Origin of the sequence: Haloferax mediterranei ATCC 33500 (genome assembly GCF_000306765.2) — an archaeon.
GTDB lineage: Archaea > Halobacteriota > Halobacteria > Halobacteriales > Haloferacaceae > Haloferax > Haloferax mediterranei.
Window position 1 is genome coordinate 2,483,886 of the sequence record NC_017941.2, and the last position, 18,491, is coordinate 2,502,376.

15 protein-coding genes are annotated in these 18,491 nt (G+C 59.6%); 9 read left to right on the forward strand and 6 right to left on the reverse strand.

Annotated features, from left to right (window positions below):
* Positions 1 to 81: 81 nt before the first annotated feature.
* A complete protein-coding gene (locus tag HFX_RS12665; protein ID WP_004059578.1) occupies positions 82 to 1,101 on the reverse strand; it encodes an NADP-dependent oxidoreductase in 1,020 nt (339 codons plus the stop codon).
* 226 nt (positions 1,102 to 1,327) lie between these two features.
* Between HFX_RS12665 and HFX_RS12670 the strand changes: the two genes are divergently transcribed.
* The gene (locus tag HFX_RS12670) at positions 1,328 to 1,594 is read left to right on the forward strand and encodes a hypothetical protein (protein WP_004059577.1); all 267 of its coding nucleotides are present in this window, start codon (positions 1,328 to 1,330) and stop codon (positions 1,592 to 1,594) included.
* A 91-nt stretch (positions 1,595 to 1,685) separates the two neighbouring features.
* On the opposite strand, the gene HFX_RS12675 is transcribed toward HFX_RS12670, so the two are convergent.
* Positions 1,686 to 3,014 carry a class-III pyridoxal-phosphate-dependent aminotransferase gene (locus HFX_RS12675; protein ID WP_004059576.1) on the reverse strand — a complete coding sequence of 443 codons (1,329 nt, stop codon included), beginning with the start codon at positions 3,012 to 3,014 and terminating at the stop codon, positions 1,686 to 1,688.
* Positions 3,015 to 3,267: 253 nt separating this feature from the next.
* Positions 3,268 to 4,071, reverse strand: a complete 804-nt coding sequence (locus HFX_RS12680) for an IclR family transcriptional regulator (RefSeq protein ID WP_004059575.1) — start codon at positions 4,069 to 4,071, stop codon at positions 3,268 to 3,270.
* Between the two features lie 346 nt (positions 4,072 to 4,417).
* On the opposite strand from HFX_RS12680, the gene arcD reads away from it, so the two are divergent.
* Positions 4,418 to 5,887 (forward strand): arginine/ornithine antiporter ArcD, encoded by a 1,470-nt coding sequence (gene arcD / locus HFX_RS12685; RefSeq protein WP_004059574.1) that lies wholly within the window; start codon positions 4,418 to 4,420, stop codon positions 5,885 to 5,887.
* Between the two features lie 13 nt (positions 5,888 to 5,900).
* Here the strand turns inward: arcD and HFX_RS12690 are convergent, their stop codons facing one another.
* Both HFX_RS12690 and HFX_RS12695 read right to left on the reverse strand, forming a co-directional pair.
* Complete coding sequence (locus HFX_RS12690) at positions 5,901 to 6,620, reverse strand: helix-turn-helix domain-containing protein (RefSeq protein WP_004059573.1); 720 nt, start codon at positions 6,618 to 6,620, stop codon at positions 5,901 to 5,903.
* A gap of 85 nt (positions 6,621 to 6,705) precedes the next feature.
* Positions 6,706 to 7,143 carry a universal stress protein gene (locus tag HFX_RS12695; protein ID WP_004059572.1) on the reverse strand — a complete coding sequence of 146 codons (438 nt, stop codon included), beginning with the start codon at positions 7,141 to 7,143 and terminating at the stop codon, positions 6,706 to 6,708.
* Positions 7,144 to 7,394: 251 nt separating this feature from the next.
* Here HFX_RS12695 and HFX_RS12700 point away from each other — a divergent pair, with 251 nt between their 5' ends.
* The 6 genes from HFX_RS12700 (at position 7,395) to HFX_RS12730 (ending at position 14,910) form a co-directional block, all read left to right on the forward strand.
* Complete coding sequence (locus tag HFX_RS12700; RefSeq protein ID WP_014732450.1) at positions 7,395 to 8,642, forward strand: MgtC/SapB family protein; 1,248 nt, start codon at positions 7,395 to 7,397, stop codon at positions 8,640 to 8,642.
* 106 nt (positions 8,643 to 8,748) lie between these two features.
* Positions 8,749 to 9,900, forward strand: coding sequence for a phosphate/phosphite/phosphonate ABC transporter substrate-binding protein (phnD, locus tag HFX_RS12705; protein ID WP_014732449.1), 1,152 nt, complete (start codon positions 8,749 to 8,751; stop codon positions 9,898 to 9,900).
* 18 nt (positions 9,901 to 9,918) lie between these two features.
* The gene (gene phnC / locus HFX_RS12710) at positions 9,919 to 10,713 is read left to right on the forward strand and encodes a phosphonate ABC transporter ATP-binding protein (RefSeq protein WP_004059569.1); all 795 of its coding nucleotides are present in this window, start codon (positions 9,919 to 9,921) and stop codon (positions 10,711 to 10,713) included.
* A gap of 3 nt (positions 10,714 to 10,716) precedes the next feature.
* Positions 10,717 to 11,529, forward strand: coding sequence for a phosphonate ABC transporter, permease protein PhnE (gene phnE, locus HFX_RS12715; RefSeq protein ID WP_004059568.1), 813 nt, complete (start codon positions 10,717 to 10,719; stop codon positions 11,527 to 11,529).
* On the forward strand, positions 11,530 to 12,336 hold the full coding sequence (gene phnE, locus HFX_RS12720; RefSeq protein ID WP_004059567.1) for a phosphonate ABC transporter, permease protein PhnE: 807 nt from the start codon (positions 11,530 to 11,532) through the stop codon (positions 12,334 to 12,336).
* A 1,005-nt stretch (positions 12,337 to 13,341) separates the two neighbouring features.
* Positions 13,342 to 14,910: a hypothetical protein gene (locus tag HFX_RS12730; protein ID WP_004059565.1), complete on the forward strand. Its 1,569-nt coding sequence runs from the start codon at positions 13,342 to 13,344 to the stop codon at positions 14,908 to 14,910.
* Positions 14,911 to 14,974: 64 nt separating this feature from the next.
* On the opposite strand, the gene HFX_RS12735 is transcribed toward HFX_RS12730, so the two are convergent.
* Positions 14,975 to 16,555 carry a sensor histidine kinase gene (locus HFX_RS12735; protein WP_137685645.1) on the reverse strand — a complete coding sequence of 527 codons (1,581 nt, stop codon included), beginning with the start codon at positions 16,553 to 16,555 and terminating at the stop codon, positions 14,975 to 14,977.
* Positions 16,556 to 16,864: 309 nt separating this feature from the next.
* Here HFX_RS12735 and HFX_RS12740 point away from each other — a divergent pair, with 309 nt between their 5' ends.
* Positions 16,865 to 18,298 carry an aryl-sulfate sulfotransferase gene (locus HFX_RS12740; RefSeq protein ID WP_231512869.1) on the forward strand — a complete coding sequence of 478 codons (1,434 nt, stop codon included), beginning with the start codon at positions 16,865 to 16,867 and terminating at the stop codon, positions 18,296 to 18,298.
* Positions 18,299 to 18,491: the final 193 nt, after the last annotated feature.

The window sequence follows — 18,491 nt, forward strand, 5'->3', positions numbered from 1 at the left end:
GGTCGAGAGTGCACAAAACAGAAGTAACGTCCGGGGGATGGGCCGCCGTCCCCTCTGTCAATCGAGGTATGCGAGGTGTTCTTACGACGAGGGGGTGGACACCTGCACCACCTGTTTTCCAATATTATCACCGGAGAAGAGACCAAGGAACGCATCCGGTGCGTTCTCCAGTCCGTCGACGACGGTCTCGCGGTGGGAGAGATCACCGGTCGCAACCCACGTCGCGAGGCGCTCGCTTGCCTCACCGAATCGTGTCGCATAATCGCCGACGAGTAGTCCCTGAACCTTGGCGCGCGGAGCGATGAGCATGGGGAGCTTCCGCGGCCCCATCGGCACGTCTTCGTCGTTGTAGTGGGCGATTTGTCCGCACACTGCAACGCGGGCGTCGACGTTCAGTTTCGTGAAGACGGCGTCCGTAATCGGGCCACCGACGTTATCGAAGTACACGTCGACACCGCCAGGTGCAACCTCGTCCAGTGCAGTGCGGTAGTCGTCGGTCGTTTTGTAGTTGATCGCGGCGTCGAAACCGAGGTCCTCGGTGAGCCATTCGGTCTTTTCGTCCGACCCGGCGAACCCGACGACACGACAGCCGTTCAGTTTCGCAATCTGGCCGACGACCGAGCCGACAGCACCCGCCGCACCGGAGACGACGACCGTGTCACCGGGCTTTGGCTCACCGACGTCGAGCAGGCCGAAGTACGCCGTTCGGCCGGGCATTCCCAGAACTCCTAGATACGCCGGGAGGTCGGCGACCGTCGGGTCGACTGGGGCGACATCGTCCGCATCCACGACGCTGTAATCTGCCCACGTCCCTTCGCCGGTAACGAGGTCGCCGGTGTCGTACTGGTCGCTCTCGCTCTCGACGACCTCGCCGACGATACCGCCTTTCAGGATATCGCCGACATCCCACGGCTCAGCGTACGATTCGGTATCGCGCATCCGGCCGCGCATGTACGGGTCGACCGAGAGGTAGTTGACGCGCACGAGGAGTTCGCCACTCGTCGGCTCTGGACGTTCGGTTTCGCGCAGTTCGAAGCTGTCCGCGTCTGGTTCGCCATCCGGTCGCGCAGCGAAGTACCACGCACGGTTCGTATCTCGCATACCGCCCTTCCGAGTGTCCTATAAAAGGGCCTTCGGGCTTCGGCACGCATTTCTGCCATTTGACAACTCATTCGGCGTTTTCGAGCGTTGTCGTCGACTCGCAGCAGCCGTCGTCTCTGATATTCGATGGTTTGTCAGAGTCGTAAGAGTGCCGCTGTGAGGAGGTAACCGTGAGCGTGCTGCTACTTCGTAGTACATATGTCTGTTTAGAGACAATTTTCGAAGCATGGTTGAGAAACTACCCCGAAACCGACGGCGAGACGGGTTCTTCACTCTCCTCGGAATTACTGGGTTGGTGTTCATCGAAGCCATCGTGCCGTCAGGGTCACTCGTTGCTGGACCGCTAACGGTCGACGGCACCGCTCCTCACGAGTTCGTATTCGGATGCTCGCTCGGGATACTTTTCTCTGGGATATTCCGGAGACCCAACAGACAGGCGCTCATCTCGACCGTTGCGACTGGGGTCGGCTTCGCCGTGGGTGCGCTGCTATAGACTCGAACAACTGTACCTGTATTCAGGAGTGTGCATCTCGGTGGATTACCGAATGCGCTACCGTCGCCGAAAACCGTTCGAGGGAGGGGACTCAGTTCATCCGCGACTGTGCGACACCGACGACGTTTCCGACGGCCGTGTCGAGAAGGTCGATAGCGAGGTCGAGTTCGCGCTCGGTGACGTCGAGCGGCGGGAGGAGTCGGAGCGACCGCTTACCGCAGCCGAGCGTCAGCAGGCCTTCGGCCAGCGCGGCATCGACGACGGCATCGCGGTTGTCTTTGGTATCGAACTCGATTGCGGTCATCAGACCGAGACCGCGGACATCGGTGATGCAGTTGGTGCGCTCGGCGAGGCGGTCGAGGTGGGTGCGGAGGTACGTCCCTTTCTCGGCGGCGTTCGACATCAGGTTCTGCTCTTCGATGATTTCGAGCGTCAGTGCGCCCTGAATCGAAGCGAGGATGTCGCCTGCGCCCCACGTCGAGGAGAGTCGCGCTTCCGTATCGGGGAACATCTCGTCGTTCGATACCGTCGCGCCGACGCGGAGGGCCTTTGCACTCGTAATCACGTCCGGTTCGAGGTCGTAGTGGTCCGATGCCCACATCTCGCCGGTACGGCCAACGCCCGACTGGATTTCGTCGGCGATGACGGGAATGTCGTGCTCGCTACAGATATCCTGGAGTTCGCGCATGAACTCCTCGCTCGGTACGCGGTAGCCGCCTTCTCCCTGCACCGGTTCGAGGATGAGGAACGCGACTTGGTCGGCAGGGACGTGGCCGTGTTTGGAGTCCAGTTTGGCGCGGAGTTGTTCGAGTCCCGCCATCGAATACGGGACATCGTGAATCCCGCTTATCTCGGGGAATTTTCGTCGGTGAACGGATTTCGACCGGTTCAGCGAGAGTGCGCCGAGCGTCCGACCGTGGAACGCTCCTTCGAACGTGATTCCGTACTTCGGTGTCTCACAGTGGTCGTAGCAGACTTTGATTGCGTTTTCGACCGCTTCAGCCCCGGAGTTAGAGAGGAAGACCGTATCTAGCCCGTACTGGTCTGTGGCGTCGGTCAAGAGGTCCATAAGGTGGGACGGGCCGGGGAGCGACGTGGTCTCCGGCGTTCCGCCGGTGCTCACATAGAAATCCTGCCCGGCGATTTTCATCGGGTCGACGAGGTCAAGTCCATCGAGACGCGCCTTCAGTTCCGGGTTGTTATACCCGAGCGGGGCCGCAGCGACGTGGCTGGTGAAATCCAGCAACACGTTGCCGTCCGGGTCGGTACAGAACGGACCAATCGCATCCTTCGTGATATCCCAGACGAATTCGTAAACGTACGTACTGGTTGCGGCCGTCTGTTGGTGATATTCAACCCACTCTGTCGCTTTGGGACCGGGAAGCGACGTAACACTCGGCTCGACTGTGTCTCGATCCATACTAACACCGTACTTAACAATCATACATAAATTTAGCTGATAAACTATCTATCTACTCGAATTGCTGTGTTGAACAGACGATTGTCAGACTCTGTTCGGACTCAATTCGATAATACCAAACAATATTGGAGCGTGTGAACACTCACCAGATTATGGTATCGCTCGTAATCCTGCGATAACATCGTCAATCCTTCACAGTCAGGGGACTATTCACCGACAGATGGGTTTGGAACTATCAAACAGATGCTCTCGATTAGTGCTGCTGTTCGAAAACAGTCGTTTCAAGATTCACTTCGATAATATTCGCTGTTTGCATCACGAGTTCTGGAATCTCCGTCTGGAAGCGCTCCCCGGAGAGTCGACTTGTCGGGGCCGTCACGCTGACCGCGCCACAGATATCGCCGTCGACGCCGCGGACCGGAGCACCAATCGACCGCGTGCCGCGTAGCTCTTCTTCGTCGTTGACAGCGTACCCCCGTTCACGAATCTGTTCGAGTTCGCGAAACAGGCGGTCCGGGTCGGTGATGGTGTTTTCAGTCCGCTTGGCGAGACCCTGCTCGTCGATGATATCGCGGACGCGGGCTTCGTCGAAGTTCGCGAGCATCGCTTTCCCAGTCGACGTACAGTGGAGGTACTGAGGTGCCTCGCGCATGCGGAGGTGGTAATCCATCGCGACGGCGTTGTCACCGCGACTCTCGTACATCGTCACTTCCTTGCCACGGTAAGCAACAGTCAAGTGGACGTACTCGCTGGTCTGTTCTGCGAGTTTGTCGACCTCGACTTGGCCCGCCCGGTACAGGTCCGTCTCGTTGCGGACGGTCTCACCCATCGTAACGAAGCGCAAGCCGAGCCGGTAGTGTCCATCCGACTTCGCGATGAATCCCTCATCTTCGAGCGTCGCGAGGTAGGTGTGGACGGTCCCCTTCGATGCATCGAGCACGTCACACAGTTCACTGAACGTCGGTTCGGACTGCTGTTGTATCGTGTCCAATATCTCACTCGCAGTCTGTACGGACTTGATTCGACGGGGGGCGTCTGCGTGCCGATTGTCGTCCATACCCCTCTTTCTCGACGGCCGTGTAATAGTTCTGGTATATCAAACAGTGAATCAGTGGCGTGTTTCATATGTCCGCTTTCGGCACCCATCTGTTTGAGATTCCCAAACATATCACGGCATAGTGTCCGAATAAAAAATTTATATGCGACGTTCATGATTGTTTGAGTGGTATGGATTGTCAACCACACCACCGCCGTCGGCACGTCGACGCGGGGGACTGGTTACGAGTGTTCGCGCATCGGCTTTCAATCTCTCGCAGCAGAAGCGTTCTGATGGCACGGGGAGACAACAGGCTCACTCCCACCCTTGTGGTTGACTCTCAACGGGAGACTCCGGAGGTACCCCGATGGGACTAGCATTCGAACCGCAACTGTATGAGGAAATCGACCCAGAAAAACGACCATCGCTGCTTGAGGCGTTGGTACCGGTTGTCGGGATGCTCGTGTTCCTCGGAGCAGGCATCGTGGTGTACGGGCTTGACCCGCAGTTCCCCCTCTTTTGGGGCATTACGTTTACTGGACTCTTCAGTCGGTACTGGCTCGGCATCACGTGGGACGACCTCTACAGCGGTATCACGGACAGTCTCCACATGGGGATTCAGGTCATCCTCATCATGTTCGTCGTCTACACGCTCATCGCTACGTGGGTCGCCGCGGGGACGATTCCGAGCCTGATGTACTACGGGCTCGAACTGTTAACACCGAAGATTTTCCTGCCCGTCACGGCGGTGCTCGCAGCACTTGTCACGTTCGCCATCGGGTCGTCGTGGACGGCCGCCGGGACGCTCGGAGTCTCCTTTATTGGTATCGGGGCTGGACTCGGAATCCCCGAACCGATGACCGCCGGTGCAATCCTCTCTGGAGCGTACATGGGTGACAAGCAGTCACCGCTGTCGGATACAACGAACCTCGCGGCGGCCGTGACGAACACGGACCTATTCGACCACGTCAACGCGATGCGCAACGGGTCGCTCCTCGCGTTCGTAATCGCGGTCGCGCTGTACGCCGTCCTCGGATTCCAGGCGTCCGGTAACATCCCAGTGGGTCGTATCGCCGAGATACAGGGCGCACTCACCGGGTCGTACGAGATTTCGGTGCTCACGTTCGTCCCGCTTTTAGTTACGTTCGGACTCGCCATCTACGGCGTTCCCGCGCTGCCGACGCTCGGGGCGGGTGTGTTCGCGGGCGCGATAACGTCGGTCGCGATGCAGGGAACCAAATTCGCCGCCGTGTGGTCGATTGCCCAGTCCGGAACGAGCCCCGCGACCGGCATGGAACTCGTCGATGGTCTGCTGGCGAGTAGTGGCATGATCGGCGGTGCGTGGGTCGTCACCATCGCCATCGCCGCGCTCTCGCTCGGTGGCATGCTCGAACGGACCGGTATTCTTGCCGTCCTCGCACACCACCTCGGTCGGCTCAGCCGTGGCGTCGCCAGTCTGACCGGCGTCACTGCCATCTCCGCGGTCTCGATGAACATCCTCGCCGCAGAGCAGTACATCAGCATCGTCGTCCCCGGAATCACGCTCCGGAACCTCTACGAAGACCAGGGACTCAGCAGTGAGAACCTCTCGCGAGCCATCGAGTCCGCCGGAACGACCACGAGCGCGCTCATCCCGTGGAACAGCGGGGCGCTCTTCATGGCCGGAACACTCGGCGTCGGCACCCTCGAATACGCGCCGTACTACTTTTTCGGCATCCTCTCGCCGGTGGTCTTACTGCTGATGGGTCTCACCGGCTGGCAAATCACGTACAAAGCGGGTGCGGCCCCCGCCGGTGCCGAAACGCACCGCGGGCCGGCGTCGACGACCGACGACTGACACCAGTCGTGGCTCAGGGGTCGAGCAGTTTCGCCTCGGCCTTGCGGAGATGTTCGAGAAACGTCGTTTTCGATATATCTAACGCGGCAGCGAGTTTGCGGGTCGAAGTGTCACGTGGCCAGTTGTAGTATCCTCGTTCGCGGGCCAGTTCGAACACCTCGCGTTGTCGCGGAGTCAGTGTCTCCAGTTGGTGTACTTCCCGCGGACCACCACTGACGGCCCCGATGCGTGCGATTTTGATATCCGCGTTCGAACTGTCGCGGACCGCATCGAGCGCCGTCTCGATTTCACTTCGCGTCCCCGTGTAGCGAACGTCCCAATACTCGCGGCCATCTTCGATTTTGCCCGGCGCGCTGTGGACGAAGCCGTGTTTTCGCAACTGGGGGAAAATCAGGTCACTGGGGTCGTATTCGACGAACACCTCCCGGGCGACGGCCCCCGGAGCGATGCGTTGTCTTCGGGTGTCAAACTGCGTCTGAATCTCGTCAATCGCCCCGACCAGCGGTGAGGCCCCGATAGCCTCGATTAACCGCGTCAGCTCCCGTTCCGAATCGGCGTATGCAGTGTACAGGCCCGTCACCGTCGATGACTCCGTGCCGTACGTCGGGGTTTCGTACACCGCGTGAGCGATGATGCCGCCTGCGTGCTCGGCAGTCGCTTGGATGGCCCAACAGTTCGGATGCCAGAGGTCGAGCGTCAAGTGAGTGCCAGTGTCCGTCGACGACGCGCTCATGGGGTCGGTGAAACACACGTCGTCGTAACTGTATCAATTTTTCCGTCGGGTTCTTCGGGAGGGCAGCGAGTGACCATCTCCCGATTCAGTCACTCGATTCTTCGGGCCGGGGAACGAGCACGACCGGCACCGGTGACAGTCGCGCGAGTCGGTCCGCAGTGCCTCCGAGAATCGCTTCTGGAAGCGAAGTACTGCCGTGTCGACCGGCGACGATGAGGTCGGCATCGACCGCCTCCGAATGCGCAAGAATCCCATCGTAGGGGGTCTGTGCCCGCCGGACCTCGGTCTGAATCTCGACGGTAGTCCGCTCACGGGCCGCGACAGCCGCCTCGACGAGGTCCTGAATCGCGGCATCCAACTCCGCGACATCGTTGGAAGCGAATCCGAGTCCGCCACCGGATGGCTCGACCACGGTAATCACGTGGACGGCTGCGTCGAACGGTTCCGCAATCGACAGTGCGTGCTGGAGGGCAGCATGTGACGCGTCAGTGCCGTCAATCGGAACGAGAATAGACTGGTACATGGTAAAAATTGCGTTGGAATCGAGAAAAAGCCTCTGTCGAGGGGGAGTACGGCCGAATGTAGTTCAGACAACTACCACACCCCTGTTAAAAAGTGAAAACAATTCACATACATAGTCTATAGAGAATATTTATATGGTGTGCGTGATGAGTGCACAGCGAATCACATGCTTGGAAGAGATGAACTCGCGGCCCACTCTCCGTGGAGACGGCCGCTGACGGGGCGACACGTCGCCCGACGGAGGCGACCATGATGCAAGTCGATGTGACGGTCCTCCCGATTAGCCCTCGCATCACGCAGTTGTTTATCGCGGCGGCGTTAGGGATGTTTCTCGGTCTCGAACGTGAGTGGTCACAGAAGTCAGCAGGGATTCGAACCTTCGCACTCACGAGTCTTATCGGGGCGATTTCGACGACAATCGACAACAACGCGCTCCTCATACTCGGCGGGGTTCTCGTCTTGCTGCAGACCGTCCTGCTCGGTGCTGATGGTCTCCTCGACGATGACTCGCCGCGAAGCCTCTCGTTGACCACCTCTGCCTCGCTGTTCGTCGCCTATAGCGCCGGGGTGATGGTCGCCGCAGATTTCGTCCTCGAAGCGGTCGTGCTCGTGATTATCTCGTCGCTGCTCTTGGTGCTCCGGCGAGAGCTACACCAGTTCGCGTGGGGCCTCTCGAAAGAGGAGGTCAAGAGCGCGGCCGAGTTCGCGATTCTCGCGTTCGTCGTCTATCCGCTTCTCCCGTCAGACCCGGTTGGCCCGTGGAACGCCATTCAGCCCCAACTCGTCTGGTTGCTCGTCGTCGCCGTGAGCGGGCTCGGCTTCGTCAACTACGTCATCATGCAGCGCTACGGGAGTCGCGGCATCGCGATTACGGGTTTTTTCGGCGGTCTCGTGAACTCCACAGCGGTCATCGGCGAGTTCGCAGACCGCGCGGAGCGAAACAAAAACATCCTCTCGCTGTCGGTCGGCGCGGTGTTGCTCGCGGACGCGGCGATGGCCGTCCGAAACCTGTTTCTCGTCGGGGTGTTCATCCCGGAGGTCGTCCCTGAGGTCGGAACGCCACTCGGCGTCATAGCGATTGTCGGTGTCGGTCTCTCCGTCTACCTTACCGACTGGGATACCGAGTTGCAACTCGATTTCGACTCTCCGTTTAGCCTGTCGAACGCGCTCAAGTTCGGCGGGCTGTTCTTGGTGATTCTCGTCGTTTCGGCGGGCGCACAGCAGTTCTTCGGTGCAGCCGGATTGGTGACGACCAGCTTCCTGAGCGGTCTTATTTCCAGCGGGTCCACGACCACGACCGCTGTCACGCTCTATCTCGCCGGGAAGGTGTCCGCCGACGTCGCTGCAGCAAGCATCCTCGCCGGGACGAGCGCGAGTATTATCGTGAAAATCGTCCTCGCAGCCAGCATCAACCGCTCGCTCTTCCGACCCGTCGCAAAGGCGAGTGGCGCACTCATCGTTGCTGGTCTCATCAGTGGCGGACTATTAGCCGCCATCTAACAGCCCAATATATACATATTACTATTTTCGGGTATTTCCACGATATACTACTATATAATCATTCATAACATTTATACCGAATGTCCGTTTCAATGGCGGTACACCAATGACTAGGTTCGACCAATCGAGACGTTCACTCCTCGCTAGCGGCGCAGCAGCCATGTCTTTCGGCTTCGCAGGCTGTATCCAAAGTGGCGGTGAAGACGGTAACGCCACCGAGTCGGCGACCGACTCAGAGGGCGAGTCCGGCAGTGAAAGCACGGATAGTGGCAGTACGTCGGACTTCGATCCGTCGAACCCAGAGTTCCCACAGCCCATGGCGGCGCTCATCAACGCCGGGTTCGAGACGGGGTCACTTTCGGACCTCAATAACATGGAAGAGCGGGACAAGCCCCGCTACGGGAAACCGGTCAAGGAGACGCCGACCAAGGAAAGCGAACTCCTCGACCCCGACAAACTCGCGTTCGCGATGACGCCATCCGAGGACCCGGCGGCCTACCGGACGACCATGAAGCCGCTCATGGACAACATCGCCAAAGAGACCGGCAAGGAAGTCGAGTACTTCCCACTGCAGTCGTACGCGTCGCAGGTCGAAGCGATGCGCTCCGAGCGACTCCACATCGCCGGCTTCTCCACGGGACCGACGCCGTTCGCCGTGAACCTCGCCGGTGCCGTGCCGTTCTCGCTGCAGGTCTCCGGCGAAGGAGACTTCGGCTACCGGCTCTGGCTGGCAACGCAGGCCGACAACGACGAAATCGACTCGCTTTCGGACCTGAAGGGCAAGCGCGTCGCCCACTCCGAGCCGTCGTCGAACTCCGGCAACCAGGCTCCGCGCGCACTCTTCGCCAATCAGGGCGTCGTGCCCGGTGACGACTACGAAGTCGCCTACTCCGGCGGGCACGAACAGAGCGTCCTCGGCGTGGCAAACGGCGACTACGACGCCGCCCCCGTCTGCAGTACGTGTGTGACGCGCGTCGCAAACGCCGGCAACCTCGACCCCTCGAAAATCAAGGTCGTCTGGGCGAGCAACCCCTTCCCGACGACGAGCTTTACCTACCGCTACAACCTCACTCCCGAGATTCAGGAGGGAATCCGGGCTGCGTTCGTCGACTACGATTACTCCGACACGCAGATCGCAGAGACGTTCGAAGGGCGTGGGAAGTTCACAGAAATCGACTACGCGACCGTCTACGACATCATCCTCCAGATTCAGGAGAACAACGGCGTCGAGTACCAGACGGAGAACCTCGGCGAATAATCTACACTACCCAATCCCATGCTGACTGTCAACGACATAGAAAAAGTATACGACTCCGGCGACCGGGCCCTCAAGGGCCTCTCGATGGAAGTCAGTGGCAACGAAATCGTCTCGATTATCGGGCCGAGCGGAGCCGGTAAGAGTACGCTTATCCGCTGTATCAACCGTCTCACGGAGCCGACGGACGGTGAGGTCTGGCTCGGCGACACCGAGATTACGGGGCTATCGAGCACGGAACTCCGGGACGCCCGCCGCGACATGGGCATGATTCACCAGGAGTTCAACCTCATCGAGCGCCTAACCGTGATGGAAAACGTCCTCTCGGGTCGACTCGGCTACATGAGCACGTGGGACGCGTTCCGCCGCAACTTCGACAGCGAGGACATCGCCAAGGCGCGAGAGGTCCTGCACCGGGTCGGGCTCGAAGGCGTCGAAAACGACCGCGCGGACGAACTCTCCGGCGGCCAGCGCCAACGCGTCGGCATCGCCAGAGCCGTCATTCAGCGCCCGAAAATCCTCCTCGTCGACGAACCGACGAGCGCGCTCGACCCGGAAACGTCGGTCGAAGTGATGGACCTGCTCACCGAAATCGCGCGCGAAGACGATATCCCCGTCCTCATCAACATCCACGAAGTCGACCTCGCGACCGACTACGCCGACCGCGTCGTCGGCCTGAGCGACGGCGAACTCGTCTTCGAGGGCGACGCGGACGACCTCGACGAGCGCGCCAAAGACATCATCTACCGCGGCGGCGAGTCGCGCGAAGAGCGCGACGCCGCCAAGGCAGAACAGACAGCGAGCGCGGGGGAGTAAGCGATGGCGACCAAGTCCGGCTCGGTCGATGGCAAATGGGAGCGCCCAACCGCCTTCTACAATCGGACGACCAAGTACCTCGTGTACGCCGTCATCGCTGCGTTCGTCCTCTACAGCATCTGGAGCATTCGCGTCCCGCCGGACCGCCTCCTTCGAGGTGTCGGAGAGGGGATAGCACTCGTCTCGAACATGCTCCCACCGGCGCTGACGCCGGTGCAGTTCGACCTGATGGTGCAGGGTATCTTCGAGAGTATCCTCATGTCCATCGTCGCCACGACGCTCGGCATCATCGTCAGTGCACCCGTGGCGTTCATGGCGGCCAACAACCTCGCTCCGCGTCCCATCTACCTCGTCGGACGGAGTATCATCGCCGTCACGCGGTCGTTCCACGAACTCATCGTCGCTATCGTCATGGTGAAAGCGGTGGGTTTCGGCCCGCTCGCGGGCGTGCTCGCGCTTGCATTCAAGACGGTCGGGTTCTTCGCAAAGCTCCTCTCGGAGGAGATCGAGGATATCGACACGGGACAGATGCAGGCTATCGAGGCCGTCGGTGGTAGTCGCCTACAGGTGTACCTCTACAGCGTCCTGCCGCAGATTATCCCGCGAATCATCGGGCTGTCCATCTACCGCCTCGACATCAACCTTCGACACAGTACCGTCGTCGGTATCGTCGGCGCGGGTGGTATCGGTATCACCCTGTTGAACTCGTTCCAGAAGTACGACTACCAGTACAGTTCGATGATTATCCTCGTCATCGTCGGCATCGTCATGATTGGCGAGGCCGCGAGTGCGTACGCCCGACGGAGGGTTCAGTAAATGGCGAGTAAATCTTCGAACGGCACGGCAGAGTGGGAGCGGTTCGAACCGCGCGAACGCCTGCTTCGGTATCTCGTCACGCTGGGCGTGTTGGTCGTCCTCGCCGCCTCGTGGCGGGCAATGGACATCAACTACGGCTACGTCGCGTCCGCGCCGCGCGAAGTGATGGACCTCTTCACGCGGATGTACCCGCCGAACGTGATGTACACGAGCGAGATCGCCAGGCCGCTGCTCGAGACCATCAACATCTCGATTCTCGGCACGGCGCTCGCCATCGTGATGGCGCTTCCGGTCGCGTTCCTCAGCGCCAGCAACACGACACCCAGCCGCGCGACGTACCTCCTCGGGAAGTTCATCGTCTCGTTCACGCGCTCCGTGAACGTCATCATCTGGGCGCTCATCTTCGTCGTGGTGTTCGGCCCGGGCGCACTCGCCGGCGTACTGGCGATTGCGGTCCGCTCGGTCGGATTCACCGCGAAACTTCTCGGTGAAGCTATCGAGGAGATCGACCCCGGCGAAGTCGAGGCCGTCAGAGCCACCGGTGCGTCGACGCTTCAGACGTTCATCTACGGGATTGTCCCGCAGATCAAGCCAGCGTTCATCAGCGTCGCGACCTTCCGCTGGGACATCAACGTGCGCGCGTCGACCATCATCGGATTCGTCGGCGCGGGCGGCATCGGCGTCCCCCTGCAGACGAATATTAACTACTTCAAGTGGGATGCCGTACTCACGATTCTGCTCGCCATCCTCGGCATCGTGCTCATCAGCGAGGGCGTCTCCGCGTACCTCCGCGGGAAGGTGAGCTAACTTCACCTTCAGTCGAGAACACCGTTCTCGACGCGCAACCTCGTTTCCAACCTCGATTTTGTCCCTCGCCATCGGCGAGGGATTACTCGTTACTCGTTGATTCGCAATACGGTAGCCATCGAATTCGGTTGCGAACCAACTGGTGCAGTGCGTGCTGAATTATTCGTCAGTCAGAAGTCCCACTGCTGGGGATGGCCCACTTAATGTAGATTGTGAGTCCGCAGATGTACATCCCACTAACAAGCAGTGGAACGGCCAACAGTGACCATTCTTCGGGCGTCAAAAGTTGAAACTGGTAGGCAACCGAGCCGAGAGCGATGAATGACAGTGCCCCGAATGTAGTAATCGCAAAGAGGGCAATCCGAGCAGATGGAGGCAGGTTCCACCAGACTCGGCGAATGAGCGACATGTTTTCTCGTTCATGGTTGTATTCAGTTGTCTTGAAATTTCGGGTTTCTAACAGTACGGCGTTCGTTGGAACGTATGGAAGCAGTATCACTCGCGTCAGGCGACAGTATGGACCATCGTAAGTGTGTGCTCACGAGGAGAGGGGGAGGGAGATGCAAGCCACTGCTCCTCGGCAGTTCCGTGGAGCGGAAACTGCTACACACACGGACAGCGGCCTGCGCTATCTATGAACGCCGCACATTACGTGCCGCAGGACCAGACAGCAAGTCCTGCGCGTGGATATGTTCTGGTGCAAGCATGGTAGGTATATTGGTTCACCCCTCAAATTACGGTGTTCTTAGTGGATTTCGAGGCAGAGACAGAACTACCGAAGTGGGGGACGCTCCAACCCTGTGTTGAGAACCACGAAATGTGGCGTCTTCTCCTATCAGCCTCAGTATTAGCCTCATAAACCCCGAGATAGCTACCCCCGATATTCCCGAGTTACCCCGCTTTACTGGCTGGTAATGGCCTGTTAACGGTAGTTAATATACTAGTTACATTATCAGAATAAAACAAATTCATAGATGAAATCCTATGGTGTCCCTCAGAATAGTTTTGGTACTCTTCATCGCCGGGTTGCTCCTGGCGGCAACACTGGTTCCAACCGTCGCGAGCCAGCCCCCAGGTACCCCGCCTGTCGAGACCGCCGATGGAACGGATACGGCAGATAGTGCAGGTGCGTCCGGTGCCGCGGATGATGCATCGAACGACAGTAACCAGACCAACAAGTCCGAGCGAGCCGCTTCGAACTCCGATACGGCGACGAATGGCAGTTCACGCGCTAGCGACAGGTCCGCGTCCGAATCAAACACTACCGAAGCCGCCAGCGAGAGGACCGAGTCCGGCGCGAACACGACGCTCGAAGCGACTCCGGCCCCTCAGCAGTCATCGAATCACTCCGAAGTCGCTGTCGTTCCGGCAGCAGAGAACGACTCCACCGACCCGAGAGCGGACAATCGGTCTGCCGCTGGAAGTTCCACACCGTCCATGCCACATGCTGATCCGAACGACTGCCAACTTGCGTCCAACGACTCGAAGACGATTGGACAGCACGTCTCCGAGTTCGTCGGTGGTCTTGTCGGCGCTGACGAGCGGGCGAATAACCACTCAAACTGTGGGTCAGCTTCCAATGCATCTCCTTCCGGTGTTCCGGCCACGCCACCCGCGCACCAATGTGACCAGCCCACCGAAGACGACGACGACGACGCACCGACCAGCATCGGTGAACAGGTCTCCCAGTACGTCGCTAGCCTTCTCGGCGGAAGCGACCGGCCTACAGCACCCGACTCACAGCCATCTCACCCGGTGGACTGCGACGACGGGGATACAGATAATGGCGACGATGCGGGTGATGGTGACGATGGCGACGGTGCGGGTGATGGTGACGATGGCGACGATGCGGATGATGGAAGCGATGGTGACGATGCGGATGATGGAAGCGATGGTGACGACGCCGGCACCCCCGACGATGGAGACAGCACTGGTGACGCTGACAACTCTACTGATGAAGACAGCAGTGGAGATACCACGTCTGGAGACGGCGATAGTACTGGTGACGACGGTACCAGCGATGGTGATAGTACCGAAAACACTACCGACGACACCAGCGACTCCAACGAAACCGGCGAGGTAGAGAACGAAACCACTACTTCGACATCCAGCGACGACACGACCCAATCTACGGAAGACGAGACAACCACCAGCAACGAGATCTCGTCCAGTAGTGGGTCATCAAGTCTGGATAGTGGAGATTCGAGTTCGTCGACGACGACTACCGACGCGACCTCCGAGGCGGGGAGTTCTGAGACGGAGACGAATGTCACCGATGGGGCTGTCGTCGGAGGCGACACCGAAGGTGACGACGGTGATGGGCAGTCTGCGGACGATTCGGTGAGCACTGAGACGGAAACGACGGATGCCGCTGTCGCTGAGATGGGTCAACCCAGCGGCCCATCCGGTGGTGACAACCTTACATCGCCCACCGACCAATCCAGCAGCATCCTCCCCCTCCTGTTGGTACTCCTCTGGCTCTTGGTCGTCGTCGTCATCTACCGACACTACAAAGAAGAACTCGCTAGCCACGCTGGCGGCGTAGAGTCGCCAATCCAGTCACCCTCCCGCTGACTGTTCGGGAGGATTCTACCTGTTTGGGAGACAACGTTTACTACGCCCGAAGCGAAGAGGTATCCTACTGTCCCGCCCCTGCTTCTCGACCATATGACCGCTTTGGTTGGAATTCGAACTGCGCACCACCAGCCGAACTTTCGGTCACTGACGCAGTCCACCCGTGAGCGTCGGCAATTTCTTTGACAATCGAGAGCCCGAGGCCGGTCCCCTGCGATGCAGTCGAGTATCCCGGACGGAACACCTGCTCGAACTGTTCGGTGGGAATCCCACACCCGTTGTCGGCGACGAAAAAGCCACCACTGTCGAGTGGGCCGACGGTAACTGCCGTCGCGCCGCCGTGTGTGATTGCGTTCCGAAAGAGATTCTCGAAGAGGTGTCGACTCCGCATAGCATCCGCCTCGACGACGAGGTCGTCAGTGTCGGCCGTCTCGACCGAGAGCGTTGCAGCCTCCGTCTCGACGTAGTCCCACGATTCCGTAGCGAGTGCCTCCATATCAACAGGGGCCGGGTCGACGACACGTTCGCCTTGCCGTGCGAGCATTAGGACACCTTCGATGACTTCTTCCATGCGTTTGTGCGCGCGCGTCATTCGGTCGAGTTGCTCGGTGAAGTCGCGCATCTGTCCGAGTGTGCCTTCGGCGACGTTCAGCGGGTTTCGCAAGTCGTGCGAGACGGTCTGTGCGAAGCGTTCGAGTCGCTCGTTTTCGTGGGCTAACTCCTGTTCGTGTTCGAGCATTCGCAACGCCGATTCGGCGTTCATGCCGAGAATCTCGACGAGTTGCGTGTCGGTCTCCGTGAATGCATTCGGGGCGGTCTGGCCAACGCTGATGATGCCGTAGTCACCGAGTGGGACGTAGAGCCACGACCGGATCGAACCGCGGGTCTCGGTGTCGGTGTCGGTGTCCGAAAGTGCCTGAATATCGTCGTAGACGCGTGGCTCGCCCGCTCGGAAGGCCTCGCCGACCAGACTATCGTCGATGTCGTAGACGGGGCGGTCACCGAGGAGGTCTCTGGTCTGGTCGTCGACGTGCACCGGGACTAACTGGTTGTCGTCGCGAAGCCGAACTACGTTGATGGGAAACCCGAGAATGGCCGTAATCGCCTCTCCAACACCGGTCGCGACACCATCGAAGCTCTCCGCCTGGAGGAGGTCTCGCGTCGCGGTGTGCAGTGCTTCGATGCTTCGCTCGCGTTCCCACTTCTCGGTGATCTCGATATTGATGGCGACGTAGCCGTGTCGCTCACCATCCTGTGTAATCGGGGCGATAGTCTGCTCGATGACGTAGGTCTCGCCGTTCTTGCGTTTGTTGACCAGTTCACCCTCCCAGACATTCCCCGACGAGATGGTCTCCCACATATCGGCATAGAGTTCGTCGTCGTGAACCCCCGAGCGGAGCATACTGGGATTGCTCCCGATGGCCTCCGATGCATCGTAGCCAGTCGTCTCCTCGAACGTCGAGTTGACGTACTGGATTGTTCCATCCAAGTCGGTGAACATCACGACGTGCCCGGAGCTTTCGACCGCTTCCTGGAAATACATCTGATCGACCATGTCGTGGTCCGAGGGCGGAACCCACCCGCCATCGAAACAGACGCGCCTATCGGCGCAGGGTTTCTCGCACGAGAGAGACCACCTATCCATACGCTTCGGTGCACCCTCCGCGCGCTTGAAGATGGCGTTCCACCATACACATGTAAGAGTACTGGATTTTCTATAGTCGGTCGTAGACCGGAAGTTCGAGCCAACACTCAGAGAGTTCATATGTTTTATCCGAATACAAACACTTTGAATCGACATGTGAGTTGATGTATATTCTGGTGGTGTGCAGGCGACAGGTGACGTGTTGCTCGCAGTTGGAAGAGGAATCAAGTGAGTAACTGGTCGTCGGCAGGTGAATGTATAAGCGAGAATATCTAATATGTTCATATTATCTCCATGGCACCTACACCCATGCCTCGACGTCACTTGGCGCGGGCGCTCGCGGCGCTGGTGGTATCCTCGCTGTTGGTCTCAGTGGGAATATCCGCGCTGACCCACACGCCGACGGACTCCCGAACTGGCACGGTCGAGTCGCCCGCTGATGGCCCGACGGTCGTTGGCATCCAAGGATTCCACTTCCGTGGTCAAGGTGCCACGAAGAAGCCAGCGCGGCTCATCTCCGTGGGGCCGAAGGCTAGTCTGCACCGGTCGTTCGACGGCTCTCGCGTCGGCGCGCAGTGGTTCTACGATGTCGACCCAGTGGGCGATAACGACATTCTGGTCAGCGCAACGATTCCGCAGGGGACCGTCGTCGTCCGATTCGACCGCCTGACGGGCAAGGTCGTCTGGTCCGAGCAGCTGCCGTATCACGACACGCACGATGTCGACTCCCTCGGCGACGGCAAACTGCTCATCGCAAACATGCGTCAGTACAACGAGACGACGAGCGTCAGCAACGACCGGCTGCTCGTCTACGACCGTCACGAGGACGAAGTAGTCTGGGAGTGGCTGTTTCACGAGCACTACCCCAACTCGACGGACGGCGGCTTTGCTGGCGACTGGACCCACGTCAACGATGTCGACAAGGTTGGTGACGGGCTCTACTTGGCATCGCCGCGCAACTTCGACCAGGTCATCGTCGTCAACCGCTCTACGGGAGAGATAGAACTCCGGCTTGGCGAGGACGACACCCGTGAGATTCTCCACAGACAACACAATCCCGACCTTATCCGAGGGCCGAACGGTTCGGTGTCAGTCCTCGTCGCCGACAGCGAAAACGACCGCGTCGTGGAGTACACCCGGCACTGCGAGGATGGGAAAGTCGGCGTCGTCGAGGCCGACCCCGAAGACTGCGAGTGGGAACGCACGTGGACACTCGCGGGCGGACTCAACTGGCCGCGGGACGCCGACCGACTCCCAAACGGTAACACACTCGTGACGGACACGCTCAACCACCGCGTCATCGAGGTCACCCCCGAGGGCCGCATCGTCTGGGAGTATTACGCTACCTGGGGTCCCTACGACGCCGAGCGAATCGGCACCGGCGACGGGTCGAACGGCCCTCCGATGGTCTCTATCGACGCACCCAAACACGCCACTCTGTCGAATTCAGTGGGGGTGACGCCGGGGACCGGCGACCGTCAGACGTTCCACGGCTGGCTCACCGAGACTACTGCCGGAACACCGCTTTCCGGCCCTGTCGAGAAGTTCGCCCTCCGCTGGGCGCACGTAACGCCGTGGCTGACGCCCGTCTGGATGACCGGTTGGGACTTCGCGCGGACCATTCTCGCGATGCTCGTCCTGCTCGGCTGGACCACCGTCGAGACCTATTACCGCCGGGAACGCCTCTGGGACCGCGTCAACAACTTCGCCGAGCGGGTCCGTGCCGCAAGCGATGACTGGTAGTCAGAAGACTGGGCACTGTCTAGTCCTCTTCTGGACCGTCCTCTTCTGACCCGAATCTAACTCAAGGAGAGCGTTCAGTCGGTTACGGTGTTGACGAGACCACCGCCAAAATAACGGCGATTGTCTTGTCTACAAACTACAATATCGGTCGGAGGGATTACACTGTCCTATCGTAGTTTTAAGCGACACGTGA

Bases quoted from the DNA above. Each gene is read 5' to 3' on its own strand.
- HFX_RS12665 (WP_004059578.1), bottom strand. From the start codon at position 1,101: ATGCGAGATACGAACCGTGCGTGGTACTTCGCTGCGCGACCGGATGGC.
- HFX_RS12670 (WP_004059577.1), top strand. From the start codon at position 1,328: ATGGTTGAGAAACTACCCCGAAACCGACGGCGAGACGGGTTCTTCACT.
- HFX_RS12675 (WP_004059576.1), bottom strand. From the start codon at position 3,014: ATGGATCGAGACACAGTCGAGCCGAGTGTTACGTCGCTTCCCGGTCCC.
- HFX_RS12680 (WP_004059575.1), bottom strand. From the start codon at position 4,071: ATGGACGACAATCGGCACGCAGACGCCCCCCGTCGAATCAAGTCCGTA.
- arcD (WP_004059574.1), top strand. From the start codon at position 4,418: ATGGGACTAGCATTCGAACCGCAACTGTATGAGGAAATCGACCCAGAA.
- HFX_RS12690 (WP_004059573.1), bottom strand. From the start codon at position 6,620: ATGAGCGCGTCGTCGACGGACACTGGCACTCACTTGACGCTCGACCTC.
- HFX_RS12695 (WP_004059572.1), bottom strand. From the start codon at position 7,143: ATGTACCAGTCTATTCTCGTTCCGATTGACGGCACTGACGCGTCACAT.
- HFX_RS12700 (WP_014732450.1), top strand. From the start codon at position 7,395: ATGCAAGTCGATGTGACGGTCCTCCCGATTAGCCCTCGCATCACGCAG.
- phnD (WP_014732449.1), top strand. From the start codon at position 8,749: ATGACTAGGTTCGACCAATCGAGACGTTCACTCCTCGCTAGCGGCGCA.
- phnC (WP_004059569.1), top strand. From the start codon at position 9,919: ATGCTGACTGTCAACGACATAGAAAAAGTATACGACTCCGGCGACCGG.
- phnE (WP_004059568.1), top strand. From the start codon at position 10,717: ATGGCGACCAAGTCCGGCTCGGTCGATGGCAAATGGGAGCGCCCAACC.
- phnE (WP_004059567.1), top strand. From the start codon at position 11,530: ATGGCGAGTAAATCTTCGAACGGCACGGCAGAGTGGGAGCGGTTCGAA.
- HFX_RS12735 (WP_137685645.1), bottom strand. From the start codon at position 16,555: ATGGATAGGTGGTCTCTCTCGTGCGAGAAACCCTGCGCCGATAGGCGC.
- HFX_RS12740 (WP_231512869.1), top strand. From the start codon at position 16,865: ATGCCTCGACGTCACTTGGCGCGGGCGCTCGCGGCGCTGGTGGTATCC.